The organism is Paenibacillus sp. FSL R7-0297 (assembly GCF_038009025.1).
GTDB lineage: Bacteria > Bacillota > Bacilli > Paenibacillales > Paenibacillaceae > Paenibacillus_AQ.
In genome coordinates this window covers 6,443,820-6,459,442 of the sequence record NZ_JBBPAQ010000001.1, presented here as the reverse complement: position 1 = coordinate 6,459,442, position 15,623 = coordinate 6,443,820, and the positions used below count along the sequence as shown (strand labels likewise).

The following is a 15,623-nucleotide window of genomic DNA, read 5'->3' as shown; positions in this document are numbered from 1 at the left end:
ATTTATTCATCTCTTCTTGGATACAAACAGCCTAATCCTTGAGCAGTTACGCCAAAGGATTAGGCTGTTGTATCTTCTGTATCCGGTTACTCGTACACCCGCACCTCAATAATCTCCGCGTACTCGCTGCCGTTCGTCTCCAGAACGATAACGCGCAGGCGGTCTGCTACGACAGCTTCGCTCAGCAGGTGCACATGCTTGCGCTTGTGATTGTCACTTCCTGCGGCGACTGCCGTCCAGTTGCCGTTCACGTAAGCTTCAATACGATAATCCTTGACGAGCGTTGGCAGGACTTCATATGGCGTAATATGATGATGCAGGTTAATCAGATCCTCGTTGACATCGTCATTGAAGGTAACGTGCACCTCACGGAGGGTTACGGGTGCGCTCCAGGCCAGCTCATGCCATTCCGGGCGGCCGGAGTTCATTCGGTCAGAGGACCACAGATGCGGGCCGCCGTAAGGACGCAGGTATCCGTCCACTGCCTTGTCTGCGGCGAAGGCTTGGGTTTGCCCAGACAGGCGGATGCATGGGGCCGTGTGATCGAATTTCTTTTTGTCCCACAGGACTACAGGCTGTGCGGGCTGATTCTGGAAATCCAAGGATACTACCGGTGTGTTGCTATGCCCATAGGCGAGCATCCCCGAAGTCGGCTGATCTGCCATATGCAGGGTGATTGCCGCATTAGCCTTGATGATCAGAAAGGCATTGCACGGCGTCTCCGGCTGCCAGTGCAGGTCGAGCTTCACCCATTGCTGCGTACCGGAGATGACAGAAGCCGATGCGGATTGCAGAAGCGCATAGGGAACATAATTCTCGGGACGTCCGGTCTCCCATAGCTGAACGGTCAGCTCCGCTGCTTCACTTGCGTCGATCAGCAGCTCCATTCCGTCCAGCAGAGGATCGACCGGAAGGGTGACGCCGATGTCAGCTGTAAGAGGGACGCTGAATGCCGGATGCTCCACTGCGAAGCGGTTCCGTTCGCTGGAGGCGCTGACGGCAGCCTGGAGTGCCAGGTCGGCAGCGTCTTCATTGTTCAGACCCAGGATAGAGGCATCCTGGCGGAGCATCGTCTGCTGCAGCTCCTTCAGGTGGTTCGCATGCAGTTCGCGCGGCGTTACTCCCTTGGCAGCGCAGAGCGCAGCGCCGGTGCCGGCCGCTTCGCCGATGACCGCGCAGGTAGCCATAACGCGGGTCGTCCCGAACGCCACATGCGAGGCGCTGATGTCACGGCCGGCCATTAGCAGGTTGTTCACATTCACGGAATACAGTGAACGGAACGGAATGTGGTAGCTGCCGTCAGAATACATATGCTTCGAGCCGGATTCGGTAGCATAGACACCCTGCGGCGGGTGCAGATCGATCGACCAGCCGCCGAAGCCAATGCGGTCCGCGAATTCACGCTGCGCAAGGATATCGTTCTGGTTCAAGATATAGTCGCCTACGAAGCGGCGGTATTCGCGTTTGCCCGGAAGCGAACCGACCCATTCCAGCGTCATATTCCCGGCATCGAAATTCCCGGAGTTCTTAATATAGTCCCAAATCCCGTAAATGATCGACCACAGCTCGTTGCGAATGGCCTCATTGTCATGAACCGTATCCTGTTCGCCGCCGAACTCAATCCACCAGTAGGCGCAGCCATTATCGCCGCTGCGGATGATGCGGTTCTCGGTGATGGATGTCTTTGTAATATCTATGGCCATTGAAGGAGCTATATATTTGACCGGATGGCCGGCATCCTTGGTATAGAAGAGCAGGGTGCTGCCGAGGGTAATATCATCTGCAACCAGCGGTGCCCATTCTTCACCCAGTTCATCATGCGCTTCGCGGCCCATCCGGTATTCTGCACCCGCCAGGAACCCGACCAGCCCGTCTCCGGTGCAGTCCAGATAGACCGGGCTCTCAAAGCGGATGCTCCGCTCTGACCCCATCATCCACCCGGTAACCGAGCGGATACGCCGCCCGCCGCCTTCTTCCTCATCGGCCTCGGCTTCATGCACATCCGTGTTCAGGAACAGCTGAATATTCGGTTCAGCCTGCACGGCTTCCAGCACAACCATATCCCACAGGTACGGATTCCCGTCCTTGTTGCGGTACTGGTTCTCTACAAATAGTTCCCCCATAATCCCCGTCTCCCGGGCATACCGGTGAATGCCATGCGAGGTGGCGCCGCACACCCATACCCGCACTTCACTGCTGGAGTTGCCGCCAAGTACTGGACGGTTATTGACCAGTGAGACACTCTGCCCTAGACGGGCCGCTGCAATCGCCGCACATACTCCCGCCAGACCTCCGCCTATAACGGTGACATCCGTTTGGACCGTTTCTTTGCGCATTATTGAACCTCTCCTCTGACTTATGATAATATATCCGTAGTTTCATGATAAAATAATATATCATCAAATAACATGCATATAATTTCTGAGAGTATATACTTTATTTCATTTCGTTATTGCTTGGAGGGAGAGCTGTGCATGCGAAATAATTGGTCAGTTCATCCAGTAGCCTATCTCTATTGGGAGCAGAAAAAGCAGTTCCTGCTGGAGCATGATACCTATCCCGTGTGGACGATTTTTGCGGTTGAACAAGGACAGTTTGTGTACCGGTTCGGAGATCACGAAGGGGAAGGCGGATTCGGGGACATTATTGTATGTCCGCCCGGTACAGCCTTTTACCGGAGAACGCTCACCCCTCTAACCTTTCACTTCATTCAATTCGTATGGGAGGCAGAGGTGGAGCCGGAAGATGTGGCAACGCTTAGCGGAAGGTGGGTCGTCAGAGATGTGGAGCGCTTAAGTTCAACGTACCGCTACATGCGGAGCATCGGAAGAGGGATTCAAGAGGAGCCCATGCTGGGCCGGATTAAGCATCTGCTTGAGGATGTATGGAGGCTGCTGGAAATCGAGCGCAGTATTGCAGCGGAACAAATCTATTCTGAAGGAACGAATCCCGGTCCGCAGATGCAGCAGGCCAGACAATGGATGGTTGAGCATGCCTGCACACCGGTGACCATGCAGGAGCTGGCCGTTACCTTGAACATTACGCCGGTACAATTAACGCGGCGGTTCCGTGCAGCCTATGGGGTCACCCCTTCAGAATTCGTGACTGGACTCAGGCTGCGGCGGGCATGTCAGCTTCTGGAGGATTCCGCGCAGCCCATCGAGCGGATCGCCCAGCAGTGCGGTTATGAGAACGGCTTCTATCTGAGCCGGGTATTCACCGCGAAGCTGGGGGTAACGCCATCAAAATACCGTAAGCTGCACCGCGTATAACATAAGAGTTCACAGGGAGCTATTTGGGATAGAACTGACAAATTTTTGAATAAAGGCAGAGATAGATAATGTGACAAAGTGTGTTAATATATGGATATATCGAGAATATTCCACATGTAACTGTTCATACAGAGGAGTCAGCTCATGTGGCCGGATTAATAAAGAATTATTAATAGGATGGATTGATGATAAATGCCGGCCGGTCTCTTGCATTGCAAGCGCTTCCCGGTTAAGAGCGTGGATATGGGTAGTACCATACTAAGCGGCATTGTATGAAGCCTGTAAACTTAGATCGGAGGAACCCCGATGGAATCATTGGAACAATATATGAAGCAATTGACGGCTTCCGCAGTGCAGAGCGCTGCCTTCCGTGAGGACATTCCTTACGGAGAGTGGCGGGCAAAGCTTGCTGCAAGCTTTACCGGGCGGCTTGGGAGATTTCCTGATAAACGGGCGGCGCTTGCACCCGTGCTGCTTGAACGGGTAGCCTGTAACGGATATATACGTGAGCGTGTAGAGATCACCACATATGATGGACTTAGAATGGCTATGTATCTTCTGATTCCCGGGCAGCCGTTATCCTCTCCCTGCCCGGCTGTTCTGGCTATTCATGGGCATGGCTACGGCAGCCGTGAGATTACCGGCCTCAACCCGGACGGCTCGCAGCGACAGGGTGACCCGGGGCTTCATAAGGATTTTGCCGTCTCGCTGGTGAAGCAGGGCTTTGTGGTCGCAGCGCCCGAGGTGCTCGGATTCGGTGACAGACGGCTGGCAGAGGATCTGGAGAGCGGCGAGCCCGGGCGCAATTCCTGCTTCCGCCTATCCTCCGCGCTATTGATGGCGGGGCAGACGATGGCAGGCTACCGGATCTATGAAAGTATGCGTGCGCTAGATTATATGCAGATGCGGGAAGAGGTAAACGGTGAACGATTAGGCATTATGGGGATTTCCGGCGGCGGGCTGGTAGCCGGCTTCACAGCTGCACTGGATCAGCGGATCAGCTGTGCTGTCGTCAGCGGATATGCCAATACGTTTGCGGATAGCATCCTTACCCGAAATCATTGTCTGGACAATTATATTCCGGGCATTCTGCTGGAAGCAGAAATGCCGGATTTGCTTGGTTTGATTGCCCCGCGCGGCTTGTTCCTGGAGTCGGGAGATACCGATCCTTTGTTTGGTCCGGCTGGCGCGGAGCAAGCTCTGGACGGGCTGGAGGCGATCTATAACGCAGCGGGGCATGGCGGACAGATAGAGGCGGATTTTTTTGCCGGAGGGCATGAAATACACGGGGAGCCGGCGTACGCCTGGTTGCGGAAGCGGCTTGCCGGTGCCAGCTCGGATAAACACCCGTGAATTGAACGCAGTCAGGTAGAATCGCAGCCGATCCCGGTCCGCCTTTTGTGATAGTATAGGATATTGGATACTTCTAATAGAGGACATGCGGAGGAAGCTATGAATCAGGAATTGCATAGAATAGCCGGGTGGATTAACGGTCAGGCAGAGAGAGTGATCGTGGGGATTTCGGGTCACGGGGCATCGGGAAAGACGACGTTTGCCCATCATCTGATCAGTCTTGTGGGGCAAGAGAATGTGAATGTTCTGAATACTGACCCTTACATTATCGGTTCTGATCTTAGGCGGTACGCAAGGATTGACTACGAATATAACAATGAACCATATCGTGATAAAATGACTGCCTGTCACCCTGCTGCCCATAACGTAGCTGCTTTGGAGAGAGACATCCGTATGCTGCGGGACGGCTTGGATCTGTATACCATCGGTACGCATTATAGCAAGAGTACGCTGTTATCTTCTGACAACAAGATTAATATTGTAGAAGGCATGAGCGTTGCTTTTACGGACCCAAGTCTGTATGATCTCAAAGTCTACTTATATACGGATGGGGAGACCGAGCTGAGGCGGAGGGGATTCCGTGATGTGGCTGAGCGGGGGACGGATCTTCAGTATTTAATGAAATCCCACGAACAGCGCAGAATTCAGTATGAATTATTCATGCATCCGTATCATGAGAAGTTCGATATTGTGATCAGGAATCAAGATTAAGCTTAGTTTCGGCGAAAAGAGAGTCATACACAGCTGCGGCCCCAGCCTTCCGGTGACATGGAGGATTGGGGCTGCAGCTGTTTAAATTGAATGGCTGTAACTGATAAAACATACTTCTCGATTTGCTGCTTATGATGCTTGTCGTGTGGAATGAAATCTCTCAGGTGTTCGCGAATGCTGAATTTATTGCCGTCTCCAATACGAATTGCCCGATCGCTTCCTGCTTGGTCACTGTCCTGGCGTATAGAACCGCATTGGCATTGAATTCATTAAAGTCCTGATGAACTGCCGTCAGCGGCTGGCCTTCCTTCACTTTGACAAAGGCCTCATCATAAAAGTATTTGTCCCACAGCATAATGTGGCAGAGCACGTAAGGGCCATTCCTTAAAAGAATCTTAACAGGCAGTAGCTGCGGGAATGTGCAAGTAACTATAGGAAGAGAAATGCTGCATCCATACAACAATTTCGGATTATGGCCGCCTTTAGGAGCAAAATGTTGTATTATGGGCAGGCCTGTTGATTCCCCATATTATGGGATGGATATAATCCCCAAAACCCCTTTGTTCCTGAGCAGACTAAGTTGAACCTGCCACTCCAGCGGAAGACTAAATATACGCCAATGCTGCATAAATTCCCAAAGGGTCAGTTGAGCAAAGGCAGGCACGTTGGGGTGGATTTCATCATAAACGCGTTTCAGAAGCACATAGACAGCAAGGGCCACAAACAATTGGCTGTATACCGCATTTTCGGTGGTTCCAAATAGACATGGCACGTTCAGATGCTGTTTAATCCAGCGGAAAAAGACTTCAATTTCCCAGCGTGCCTTGTAGATTTCAGCGATCACATGAGCGGACTCTTTTCTCAAATCGGTCACGACCCGTACGACTTCACCCCGGTCATTTTCAAATTCTACGACCCGGTGGCGCTGAGCAGATTGGCACTTCCCTTGACCGATATAACAAGTAATATCACGAACAATTTTCGTTTCTCCCTCTGCGGGTCGCTGGAGTTCTCTTGGCTTCACCAAATGGAGATTGTCTTTGAGCCGAATCACAAACGACTGGCCCTGGAGCACATATTGATCCAATCTGCTGATTTTTCCATACGCCCGATCCTGTACCAAAATGTAGTCCGTATCGGCCAAGACTTCTCCAAACGGAGCGTCATTGCGCTTCGCGATCGATTCCTTCACGTTCAGGGGTGAACGCTGGCCATGCGAAAGAGCAACATGCAGCTTAATACCCCCTCTGAATTTTTTGTACGAGGCCCAAGGCATTCGAGAGTTCGCTGCCGTGACCGTAGTCGAGTCAATCAGCAAAAGATCTTTAGGAAGATTCAAATGCCGCCGGGTTTGGCGGTTACATTTCGTGACGAGCATTTGAAAGATACGTTTGAAGATTTCGTAAGGGACTTCACCGGCCTTGCCGGAAAGGGTGGAGTAATGAATTTCTGGCAAGTCAAAGCTTGGGCCTAAGCGGGCACTCTGCCGGAATCCGTCCCATTTGTGGTAGCAGGCTTGGACAAAGTAATCGAGCAGCAACCCGACGGTCATTTTGGTTCCTCTATCCACGTAGTCCTCGGTTTGTCCGGTCACCATTTGGACTTCTTCCGGTGTTAACACTTGTTTGAAAACGGCTAAAAATGGGGTATATTTATTCATGAGGTCGCCTCATTTCGGTTTGGTTTGGTCGTACTTACCATTACCCGAAATGGCGGCCTTTTTCGTCCCTTTTTTTGGGAAATCAACACGCCTATATTATGGGCATGATTATAGGAAATTTGCCGGACCCTCTACCACATACAGCGGGCCAATCGAGAATTAGTTTCGGCAACAGTAGCTGGAAGTCCCGACAGTCACCGTGGTGAAGCTGGGAGTATGTTAACAACTTAAAGTGAGCGGGTATGTATGGCTCTTTGTAGTAGAATCGCGTGCGCAGCATTGGTATACTTTAACAAAAGCTCCATCCGATCGTGATTTCAGGGAGGTCATCAGCCGTGAACGTAACGCCTGACTCAAAACTGCTGTGCAAGCTGAGAATAATGGTTGTGCTGTTCAGAAGCCTGGCCAGGGCAGCTCTTCCGGCTCTACTTCTGCTGGTTCTGGCTACAGGCTGCTCGTTATTTGATCGTGGAGGCTCATCTGCCATCAGTCACAAGATTGACGAGGAGAAGGATGTCATATCCTCTAACGGCAACGGGGTCAGCAATCTGGACAAGCTGGACAGCTTCATGGAGCGGGGAAGCGGCAGCCAGCGGATCGTGCAGTATACTATCGAAGGCGACCCGATCTTTATCGAATTAAGGTATAAAGGCGGACGGCTGGAGCTCGATTATGATACCACTGAGGATGCCTTCGGTTCCCGTGAAGTGAAGACTTACAGCTGTAGTGAGCTTGTACGGACGGAGGAGAAGCATCAGTTGAGGTACTCCCTGAAGGGCTGCGAGGGGGATATGGGGGATGGAGATTTACTTATCGTCAGCTTCGATCTGAGCTCGCAGGATAAATTTGAGTTTGTGCTCAAATACGGGTTTAATCACAGGAATGAGATCAATACGGTGAATCAGTCCCTGGTAAAAGATATGCTGAACGGTACTGCCAGCGAAATCAGCGATTTCTCCCTGCCGCAGGCAGACCGGCAGAGCATCTACCGGAAGCTGGTGTTGGCCAATTACCTTGTGGAGAAGCAGCTTAGTACAAGCTGCAACCTCAAGCCTTATGAGAGCTATGATCTGACGGTGATGATCAATAGTGCCGAGCGGCATTATGCCTGGAGCGAATGTGATACCGGCAGGGATGGCAAGACCATGACGGAGGCCGCAGATTACATTATCGGGCTTGTAGAGGCCGGGGATAGTTACTTACAGCTGCCTGCTGCTACAGGCGGCGTCAAATAGAATTACAGGAGGTTCATTATGCTGCAGCGGGTGCTGCTGATTGAGGACGATGAGGCAATCAGCGAAATGGTAGGTTCATATTTGACTAAAGAGGGCTACGAGGTGGAGACAGCATTTGACGGGGAGGTGGCGGTGAAGAAATTTCTGGGCGGTCCGCCATATGATCTGGTACTGCTGGATCTGATGCTGCCGAAGCGCAGCGGCACGGATGTGCTGCAGATGATCCGCAGCGGGAGCCTTGTGCCGGTGCTGATTATGTCAGCGAAGGACAGTGATGTAGATAAGGCGCTGGGGCTTGGCTTCGGCGCGGATGATTATATCACCAAGCCGTTCTCGATGATTGAGCTGGCCGCGCGGGTGAAGGCGGCGATCCGGCGGGCCGGGTACGCAGCGCAAGGGAGCCAGGCTGCCGCCGGCAACCTGACGCAGACCGGAGAGGAGCCGAAGCCGCCGAAGTCCAAAGTGATCGAACTGCAGGGGCTAACGGTCGATCTGGACAACTTCTCGGCGCGGAAGAACGGGGAAGAAGTGAAGCTGACCGCCAAGGAATTCCATATCCTGAAGCTGTTCGTGAGCAGCCCGGGACGGGTGTTCACGAAGGCGCAGATTTACAGTCTGGTCTGGGAGGATGATTACTTCGGGGATGAGAATGTAATCAATGTACATATGCGCAGACTGCGCGAGAAGATTGAGGATGATCCTTCCCATCCGGAATATATCCGAACGCTGTGGGGCATCGGCTATAAGCTCGGAGATATGCAGCAATGACAGCCTTGTTCATTATCATCATTGCTCTGCTTCTGCTGGTCCTTGTCCTGCAAGTAATGAATTCGCGGCAGCACGCACGCCAGTTGAAATATATTCATACCAAGCTGGAGAGCATTGTGGAGCGCGGCTCGCATGAACGGCTGCTTCTGATGAGCAGCAGTCTGGAGCTGCAAATCCTGCTGACCGATCTGAACCGGCTGCTGGATGTCAATCATAAGGGAGCCGTAGAACGGGCCAGGCTGGAGAAGTCTATGCGCAGTATGCTGGCTAACATCTCCCATGACCTGAAGACCCCGCTGACAGTGGTGCTAGGGTATATTGAGACCCTGCTGCATGATAAAGACATGCCAGCGGAAGAGCAGGAACGTATTCTGCGCACCATACATTCCAAAGCGGGGGAAGTCATCACGCTGATGAACCGTTTCTTTGATCTGGCCAAGCTGGAGTCGGGGGACCGGGATATCCCGCTGTCACGTGTGGAGCTGGGTGAGGTCTGCCGCAGGAATATTCTTGTGTTCTACGATATTCTGAGTGCCAAAGGTGCCGACGTGCAGATCGAGATACCGGATGAGCCGCTCTATATGATGGGCAACGATGATGCACTGGACCGGGTGTTGTCCAATCTGTTGTCGAATGCGATTGCCTACGGCGAGGCCGGCGGGGTACTGGGGCTGAAGCTGTACAGCACTGCCGGTCAGGTGTTCATAGAAGTATGGGACCGGGGCAAAGGCATTGCCGAAGGCCATGAGGACAAGGTGTTCGAGCGGCTCTACACCCTGGAGGATTCGCGCAACCGTGACTACCAGGGCAGCGGCCTGGGGCTGACCATCACCAAGCGGCTCACCGAGCAGATGAACGGCCGTATTTCCTTAAGCAGCAAGCCGTATGTCCGGACGGCATTTACGCTTTCTTTTCAGCGGCTGACCTTCTGAATTCCGGTTCTGGCGGGGCGGTCCGCGTATTCTGACGCAGCTTAAGATTTACGTAAGATTCAAGTAATAAAAAAGCAAACTCCGCCCTGTAGAATAAATACCAGGAAGACAAAGAAGAAGTCAAAGGGGATAACGGACATGACAACCATACTCCGGACATGGGATTTAACCAAAGTCTATGAGGAGAAGGAAATCGTACGCAGCGTGAATATGGAGATCAGGCAGGGTGAAATTTACGGGTTCCTGGGACCCAACGGTGCCGGCAAAACTACGGTGATGAAAATGATCACGAATCTGGTGAAGCCGACGGCGGGCGAGATTGAATTTTTCGGCGAGAAGATGACTCACCGCTCTTACGAAATGCTGAAGCGGATGGGCAGCATCATTGAATATCCGGTGTTCTACGACAAGCTGAGTGCCCGCGAGAATCTGGCGCTGCATGGCGAGTATATGGGATATTATGATCCCCAAGCGATGAAGGAAGCACTGGAGCTGGTGAAGCTGAGTGCCGTGGACAAGAAACCTGTGAAGCAATTCTCCCTGGGGATGAAGCAGCGGCTGGGCATTGCCAGAGCGGTGATGACCAAGCCGGAGCTGCTCATTCTGGATGAACCGATCAATGGGCTGGACCCGCTCGGCATCAAGGAACTGCGCGAGGTGTTCCGCATGCTGAGCCAGGAGTACGGCATGACACTGCTGATCTCCAGTCATATTCTGGGAGAGATCGAACAGATTGCCGACACCATCGGCGTGATCCGTGAAGGAGTACTGGTGGAACAATTGGCGATGGATACGATCCGTAACCAGAATACACAATACATTGAACTGATTACTGGCGAGTGCACGAAGGCTGTCTATATCCTGGAGCATAAGCTGGGCTTGACGAACTACAAAGTGCTCGACCCGCGCACGATACGCATTTACGACGAGATTCCGCAGCTGGAGCTGAGTAAGGCACTGGCTGAAGCCAATGTGGAGCTGGAGAGTATGAGCAAGAAGCATCATTCGCTGGAAGATCACTTCGTAGAACTGATAGGAGGTGCCCGCAATGCTTAAGCTGATTCGTTTGGAGCTGCGTAAGAACAAATTCAATTTTCTCAAAAGTGTGCTGATTGCCGATCTCGCCATTCTGGGCTTCATGGTTCTTATCGCCTTTACATCGCTTAACGAAGGGGAATTCAGCACGTATACGGATTTATTCGACGGAGTGTTCGTTTTTGTAAAAGCGACCTTTATCATCTTTGCCTCTGTCCTGATCAGCAAGCTGGTGATCGACGAGTACAAGAACAATACCATCACTGTGCTGTTCATGTACCCGGTTCCGCGCAAAATGCTGCTGGCTGCAAAGTTAATCATTGTGTTTCTGTTTACCTTCCTCAGTATTTTCCTGTCTGATGCTGTAATCAGCGGCATTCTTACCGGGATTGATTATTTCGTGCCTGACGTGATTCAGGGAACACTGACACAGGAGCTGATCACTACCCAGCTGATGAAGGCCGGGACGGATGCACTCTACGCTGCAGGCATTGCACTGATTCCGTTATACTTCGGGATGCGCCGCAAATCCGTACCGGCTACCATTGTCTCCGCCGTTCTGATTGTCATGCTGATCTCGTCCGGCTTCGGGAACGGGGGCTTCCGGATGGGCAATCTGATCTGGATTTCGCTCTCTCTGGCGCTGGTGGGAGTGGGGATAGCGTACCTGTCGATCCGGAATATTGAGCATCAGGATGTGGCTTAGCAAGAAAGGCAGACCTGCTGTTACCGGCAGAACGGGTGCTGTCCCTCACGGGATGGCACTGTTTTTTTGTTTACTCAGCCGTCTCAGATTGCGATGTTTTGTGGCGACCAATAGCGGTTTTTTTGTTATAATAGTAAGTAATTCAGAGATTTCTACATAAATAGAGTTTCTTCGCAATCTATGGTCCTATAATATAGCAGGAATGAAGCAGCAGAGGAGGCGGGCCATGCGTACAGATTGGGCTTCTATCCTGGGCCGGGCACTTTCTGAAGAAAGTGCTTTTAGAGCGTTGTTCGATCATCATCCGGATCTCATTATCGTGCTGGACAGACAGGGGCGTTATGCCGACAGCAACCGTACCTTAAGTGCAGAGGACGCAGCCAGGCTGATCGAATGCCGGATGCATCCTCCCGGGGAGGCCTATTTCGCATCTGCTCTGGCCGGTATTACATCCAGCTTCGAATTAATTATGGAAGCGGCAGAAGTAAGCGGAGCAAAAGCAGGGGATTCCGGGGGTAATGCTGTTTCTGTAAGGTATGTGCCGCTTCATACAGAGGAAGGTATTGCCGGTGTATTTGCCATCGTTCATGATACCGGGGACCGGCCGCTCTCTCTGCTGCTGCAAAGCTGGGAACGCATGAGCAGGCGGGATTCGTCCGGTGCGGAACGTATAGGGCTTGAGGGAGCGGACTTTCCTCCCCTGACGGACGATGAGCTGGCCGGGGAAGCACTGCCGCTTTCGGAGTTTGTTTTTGAGATGGCGGAAGATAGACGGCTTAGTCTGATTCTGAATTCCGTCTCTGCCGGAATCTTCGGACTGGATACGCTGGGGCGGACGATCTTTATCAACCGTGAAGGGGCCGAAATGCTGGGCTATGAGCCGTCAGAGCTGGCCGGACTGCCGATGATGGAAATGATTCACTATATCGGCGGGAGTGCAGCCCGGCATTCACCGCTGGAATGTCCGATCCGGCTCACCATTCAAGATGGCGTTACCCGCAGCAAAGCGGATGAAATCTTCTGGCGTAAGGACGGGACCAGCTTCTTCGTGAACTACCGGATTGCTCCGTTGCTGGATAAAGGCATGATCTGCGGTGTGGTCGTCTCCTTCAGTGATATAACGAACGAACGGGAGATTCTCCGGGCCAAGGAATCGGCTGAGCAGGCTGCGCAGGCCAAGTCTGATTTCCTGGCGATGATGAGCCATGAGATCCGCACCCCGATGAACGGTATGATCGGGATGGCAGATCTGCTGCTGGAAACAAATCTGGAGGAAGAGCAGCGCAGTTATACCGAGATTCTGCGCAGCAGCAGCTACAGTCTGCTGCAGATCCTCAATGATATTCTCGATTTCAGCAAGATGGAAGCCGGCAAAATGCCGCTGCAATCGGAGAGTTTCGACCTGCGCGAGATGCTGGAGGGTATCATTGATCTGTTCACTCCCAAGGCAGAGGAGAAGAAGCTCGCCCTGCGCTGGTGGGCGGATACCAGCGTGCCGGATATTGTCACGACCGATCCGAGCCGCTTGCGGCAGATTATCGTCAATCTGGTCGGCAACGCACTTAAATTCACCGATCAGGGCAGTGTGACCCTCTCGGTGAAGAATATTCCGCTGCCGGCCTCGCCGGAATACCTGCTGGAGTTCTCTGTCCGTGATACAGGGGTAGGTATTGCTGACAGCAAGCTGAATCTGCTGTTCCAGTCCTTCTCCCAGCTGCATCCGTCCATTAACCGTAAATATGGCGGCACCGGACTAGGCCTTGCGATCTGCAAGCAGCTGGTGGAGCTGATGGGCGGAACGATCTTCGTGGAGAGCGAAGAGAACCGGGGATCGATCTTCCGGTTCATGCTTCCTTTTGTGAAGGAAGAGGTTGAAGCGGAAGTATACCAGCCCTAATATAACAAACAGCAAGTCTCCGTCAGGAGACTTGCTGTTTCTGTTTGCGGCTGCTATTAGCAGCTGTATAGGTAATTGCTTCACCAGCTGATCCTGCCTTTGGGTGAGACTGCCTGCTATCCTGATGTTTCAGGATACAGCGGGTTCAGCTGCCCCGCAATATGATCCGCAATCAGCGTGTAGAACTCAGGGAATCTCGGGTCCCCTGGACTCCTGATTTCTTCAAAGGTGCGGATATATAGCCCCTGGGAGGCTACTGAAGTGATAATATCGCCTACAGTCCAGCCCCGTGTCACCACTTGGGCTAACCCGGACCGTTCCTCTTCGGGAAGCAGCTTGGCAAAGGCAACCTCACCTTCCCTGAGTGTATCGTCAAAATAATTACCCGTAGGATGCTGAAGATTCCGGGTTGTCATCCATGCCCTGGCGAACGGATGGAAATCCGTCAGTATGAGCCTCCCGTTTGCCGTTAACCTTCTGCTGACCAAAGAAAAAATAGCATTTAAATCCGTAAAGTAATGCAAAATCCCAAACTCCATCAGGATAACATCGAAGGTTCCCAGGGCTTCCTCGCCGGGGATATTTAAGACGTCTGCACAGATGTAGTTCAGTGTAACCCCCGCCGCTGCCGCTACTTCACTGGCATACAGCCGGTTCTCTTCAGAAATATCCACGACAGTAACCTCAGCACCCAGCAAAGCGAAACAATTCGCCTTCATCCCGTGAGAGCCGAGCAGGTTCAACACCTTCAATCCTGTCGGGTTACCTAGGTACTTCAGCCAATGCCGCAACGGGTGCCTTGGGTCCTGCTTCAATCGCCCGGCCAGCTCCTCAGGTGATCCATGATGCTGTGTCCAGGCCTGGTATGCCTTCGTTTCCCAAGCCGTCTTATTCGCACGTGCCATCTGCTCCTGCATCGTATACCCCCTTGATAAATATTGGAAATCGCCCTTTCTGATCTTACTATACTGTATTTACTATGCAACAAAAAACGAATCCTTATCTGCATAAGCTGCAGACATTGGATTCGTCAAAGGTAGCGCCTGATCATTCTAGTGCATATACATAAGACCAACTGTAGCCGGCCCGCAGTGGCTGCCGATGACACAGCCGGCGTGAATGACAGCAATTTCATTCACACCTGTCTGCTCACGCAGTGCCGTTTCCAAATACTTGGCATCCTCTTCGGCCAGGGTATGGGCAACAATGAGCAGTTCCTTGTCCATATCGGCAGCATTCGCAAGCGCATGCTGCAGCATTTGCTCTACGGCCTTCTCCTTCTTGCCGCGGATTCTGGCTACGGGTACAATCGCCCCATCCACCAGCCGCAGTACAGGCCGGATCTTCAGCAGGCTGCCGATAAAGTTCTGCATGCCTGAGCAGCGTCCGCCCATATATAAGTAATCCAGCGTATCGACGACAAACTCGGATTCCACCCGTTCACGGGAGGTTTCGATCATAGCTGCGATGTCGGCCGCACTGTGGCCTTTGGCTGCGGCGCGGGCGGCCTTCATGACCAGCAAGGCGATCCCGCCGCATAACGTCTGGGAATCCACAACATGTACCCGGCCATCAGGGAACTCGCCTGCGGCCAGCAGGGCATTCTGATATGTAGAGGATAAAGAAGAAGAAAGACTGATATAGACGATATCTCCACCGCTACTCACGACTGGCTGAAAAGCGGCAATGAAATCAGCCGGGGAAGGGGCTGCCGTCTTGGGCAGTGCACCACCCGCGGCGACACGGCGGTACACTTCTTCGGGTGTAATCTCTACACCATCCTTGAAGGTACCGTCTTCAAAAACTACATATAACGGGACAATGCCGATATCATACGTTTCCTTCCAGCCTTGCGGCAAATCGGAAGTGCTGTCTGAAAAGATTTTTACGATAGACATGAATATCTCCTTCACCGATCTTGGATGACAATACTCAATATTAAGACCCTATAATCTGTTTATTATACCAAGCCTGCTTCGAATCTCAAAATAAAAAATGCTAGCTTGTGAGGCTGGCCGGTTATGCCGCTTCTTCATCCGCCTGAGAGCTGACTG

14 protein-coding genes are annotated in these 15,623 nt (G+C 52.4%); 9 read left to right on the top strand and 5 right to left on the bottom strand.

The features are described 5' to 3' along the window. Positions 1–86 precede the first annotated feature (86 nt). Complete coding sequence (locus MKZ24_RS28170; protein ID WP_340788938.1) at positions 87–2,336, bottom strand: FAD-dependent oxidoreductase; 2,250 nt, start codon at positions 2,334–2,336, stop codon at positions 87–89. Between the two features lie 138 nt (positions 2,337–2,474). On the opposite strand from MKZ24_RS28170, the gene MKZ24_RS28165 reads away from it, so the two are divergent. The 3 genes from MKZ24_RS28165 to MKZ24_RS28155 all read left to right on the top strand — a co-directional run bounded on the left by MKZ24_RS28165 (position 2,475) and on the right by MKZ24_RS28155 (position 5,336). Next, entirely contained in the window at positions 2,475–3,272 is a 798-nt protein-coding gene (locus MKZ24_RS28165) for an AraC family transcriptional regulator (protein WP_340788935.1), read from the top strand. A gap of 306 nt (positions 3,273–3,578) precedes the next feature. Next, complete coding sequence (locus MKZ24_RS28160) at positions 3,579–4,625, top strand: dienelactone hydrolase family protein (RefSeq protein WP_340788932.1); 1,047 nt, start codon at positions 3,579–3,581, stop codon at positions 4,623–4,625. Positions 4,626–4,724: 99 nt separating this feature from the next. Further along, positions 4,725–5,336, top strand: a complete 612-nt coding sequence (locus tag MKZ24_RS28155; RefSeq protein WP_340788929.1) for a uridine kinase family protein — start codon at positions 4,725–4,727, stop codon at positions 5,334–5,336. 160 nt (positions 5,337–5,496) lie between these two features. On the opposite strand, the gene MKZ24_RS28150 is transcribed toward MKZ24_RS28155, so the two are convergent. Both MKZ24_RS28150 and MKZ24_RS28145 read right to left on the bottom strand, forming a co-directional pair. Then, positions 5,497–5,706: a hypothetical protein gene (locus MKZ24_RS28150; protein ID WP_042234372.1), complete on the bottom strand. Its 210-nt coding sequence runs from the start codon at positions 5,704–5,706 to the stop codon at positions 5,497–5,499. A 159-nt stretch (positions 5,707–5,865) separates the two neighbouring features. Further along, entirely contained in the window at positions 5,866–6,996 is a 1,131-nt protein-coding gene (locus MKZ24_RS28145) for an IS4 family transposase (protein WP_042233458.1), read from the bottom strand. 335 nt (positions 6,997–7,331) lie between these two features. Between MKZ24_RS28145 and MKZ24_RS28140 the strand changes: the two genes are divergently transcribed. The 6 genes from MKZ24_RS28140 (at position 7,332) to MKZ24_RS28115 (ending at position 13,569) form a co-directional block, all read left to right on the top strand. Next, complete coding sequence (locus MKZ24_RS28140) at positions 7,332–8,231, top strand: DUF4362 domain-containing protein (RefSeq protein WP_042234376.1); 900 nt, start codon at positions 7,332–7,334, stop codon at positions 8,229–8,231. An 18-nt stretch (positions 8,232–8,249) separates the two neighbouring features. After that, positions 8,250–8,999 (top strand): response regulator transcription factor, encoded by a 750-nt coding sequence (locus tag MKZ24_RS28135; RefSeq protein ID WP_081956444.1) that lies wholly within the window; start codon positions 8,250–8,252, stop codon positions 8,997–8,999. Then, positions 8,996–9,931 carry a sensor histidine kinase gene (locus tag MKZ24_RS28130; protein ID WP_042234377.1) on the top strand — a complete coding sequence of 312 codons (936 nt, stop codon included), beginning with the start codon at positions 8,996–8,998 and terminating at the stop codon, positions 9,929–9,931. The genes MKZ24_RS28135 and MKZ24_RS28130 overlap by 4 nt, the downstream gene beginning before the upstream one ends. 138 nt (positions 9,932–10,069) lie before the next feature. Then, positions 10,070–10,987 carry an ABC transporter ATP-binding protein gene (locus tag MKZ24_RS28125; protein WP_042234379.1) on the top strand — a complete coding sequence of 306 codons (918 nt, stop codon included), beginning with the start codon at positions 10,070–10,072 and terminating at the stop codon, positions 10,985–10,987. After that, positions 10,980–11,672: an ABC transporter permease gene (locus tag MKZ24_RS28120; RefSeq protein WP_042234382.1), complete on the top strand. Its 693-nt coding sequence runs from the start codon at positions 10,980–10,982 to the stop codon at positions 11,670–11,672. Before MKZ24_RS28125 ends, MKZ24_RS28120 begins: the two co-directional genes overlap by 8 nt. A 226-nt stretch (positions 11,673–11,898) precedes the next feature. Beyond that, positions 11,899–13,569, top strand: coding sequence for a hybrid sensor histidine kinase/response regulator (locus tag MKZ24_RS28115; protein ID WP_052416173.1), 1,671 nt, complete (start codon positions 11,899–11,901; stop codon positions 13,567–13,569). A 116-nt stretch (positions 13,570–13,685) separates the two neighbouring features. Here the strand turns inward: MKZ24_RS28115 and MKZ24_RS28110 are convergent, their stop codons facing one another. Next, on the bottom strand, positions 13,686–14,486 hold the full coding sequence (locus MKZ24_RS28110) for a class I SAM-dependent methyltransferase (RefSeq protein WP_340788913.1): 801 nt from the start codon (positions 14,484–14,486) through the stop codon (positions 13,686–13,688). A 135-nt stretch (positions 14,487–14,621) separates the two neighbouring features. After that, positions 14,622–15,467, bottom strand: coding sequence for a DegV family protein (locus tag MKZ24_RS28105; protein ID WP_042234387.1), 846 nt, complete (start codon positions 15,465–15,467; stop codon positions 14,622–14,624). Positions 15,468–15,623 lie beyond the last annotated feature (156 nt).

What these genes read in the sequence shown, in the direction of transcription:
- MKZ24_RS28170 (WP_340788938.1), bottom strand. Translation starts at nt 2,336, where the DNA reads ATGCGCAAAGAAACGGTCCAAACGGATGTCACCGTTATAGGCGGAGGT.
- MKZ24_RS28165 (WP_340788935.1), top strand. Translation starts at nt 2,475, where the DNA reads ATGCGAAATAATTGGTCAGTTCATCCAGTAGCCTATCTCTATTGGGAG.
- MKZ24_RS28160 (WP_340788932.1), top strand. Translation starts at nt 3,579, where the DNA reads ATGGAATCATTGGAACAATATATGAAGCAATTGACGGCTTCCGCAGTG.
- MKZ24_RS28155 (WP_340788929.1), top strand. Translation starts at nt 4,725, where the DNA reads ATGAATCAGGAATTGCATAGAATAGCCGGGTGGATTAACGGTCAGGCA.
- MKZ24_RS28145 (WP_042233458.1), bottom strand. Translation starts at nt 6,996, where the DNA reads ATGAATAAATATACCCCATTTTTAGCCGTTTTCAAACAAGTGTTAACA.
- MKZ24_RS28135 (WP_081956444.1), top strand. Translation starts at nt 8,250, where the DNA reads ATGCTGCAGCGGGTGCTGCTGATTGAGGACGATGAGGCAATCAGCGAA.
- MKZ24_RS28130 (WP_042234377.1), top strand. Translation starts at nt 8,996, where the DNA reads ATGACAGCCTTGTTCATTATCATCATTGCTCTGCTTCTGCTGGTCCTT.
- MKZ24_RS28125 (WP_042234379.1), top strand. Translation starts at nt 10,070, where the DNA reads ATGACAACCATACTCCGGACATGGGATTTAACCAAAGTCTATGAGGAG.
- MKZ24_RS28120 (WP_042234382.1), top strand. Translation starts at nt 10,980, where the DNA reads ATGCTTAAGCTGATTCGTTTGGAGCTGCGTAAGAACAAATTCAATTTT.
- MKZ24_RS28115 (WP_052416173.1), top strand. Translation starts at nt 11,899, where the DNA reads ATGCGTACAGATTGGGCTTCTATCCTGGGCCGGGCACTTTCTGAAGAA.
- MKZ24_RS28110 (WP_340788913.1), bottom strand. Translation starts at nt 14,486, where the DNA reads ATGCAGGAGCAGATGGCACGTGCGAATAAGACGGCTTGGGAAACGAAG.
- MKZ24_RS28105 (WP_042234387.1), bottom strand. Translation starts at nt 15,467, where the DNA reads ATGTCTATCGTAAAAATCTTTTCAGACAGCACTTCCGATTTGCCGCAA.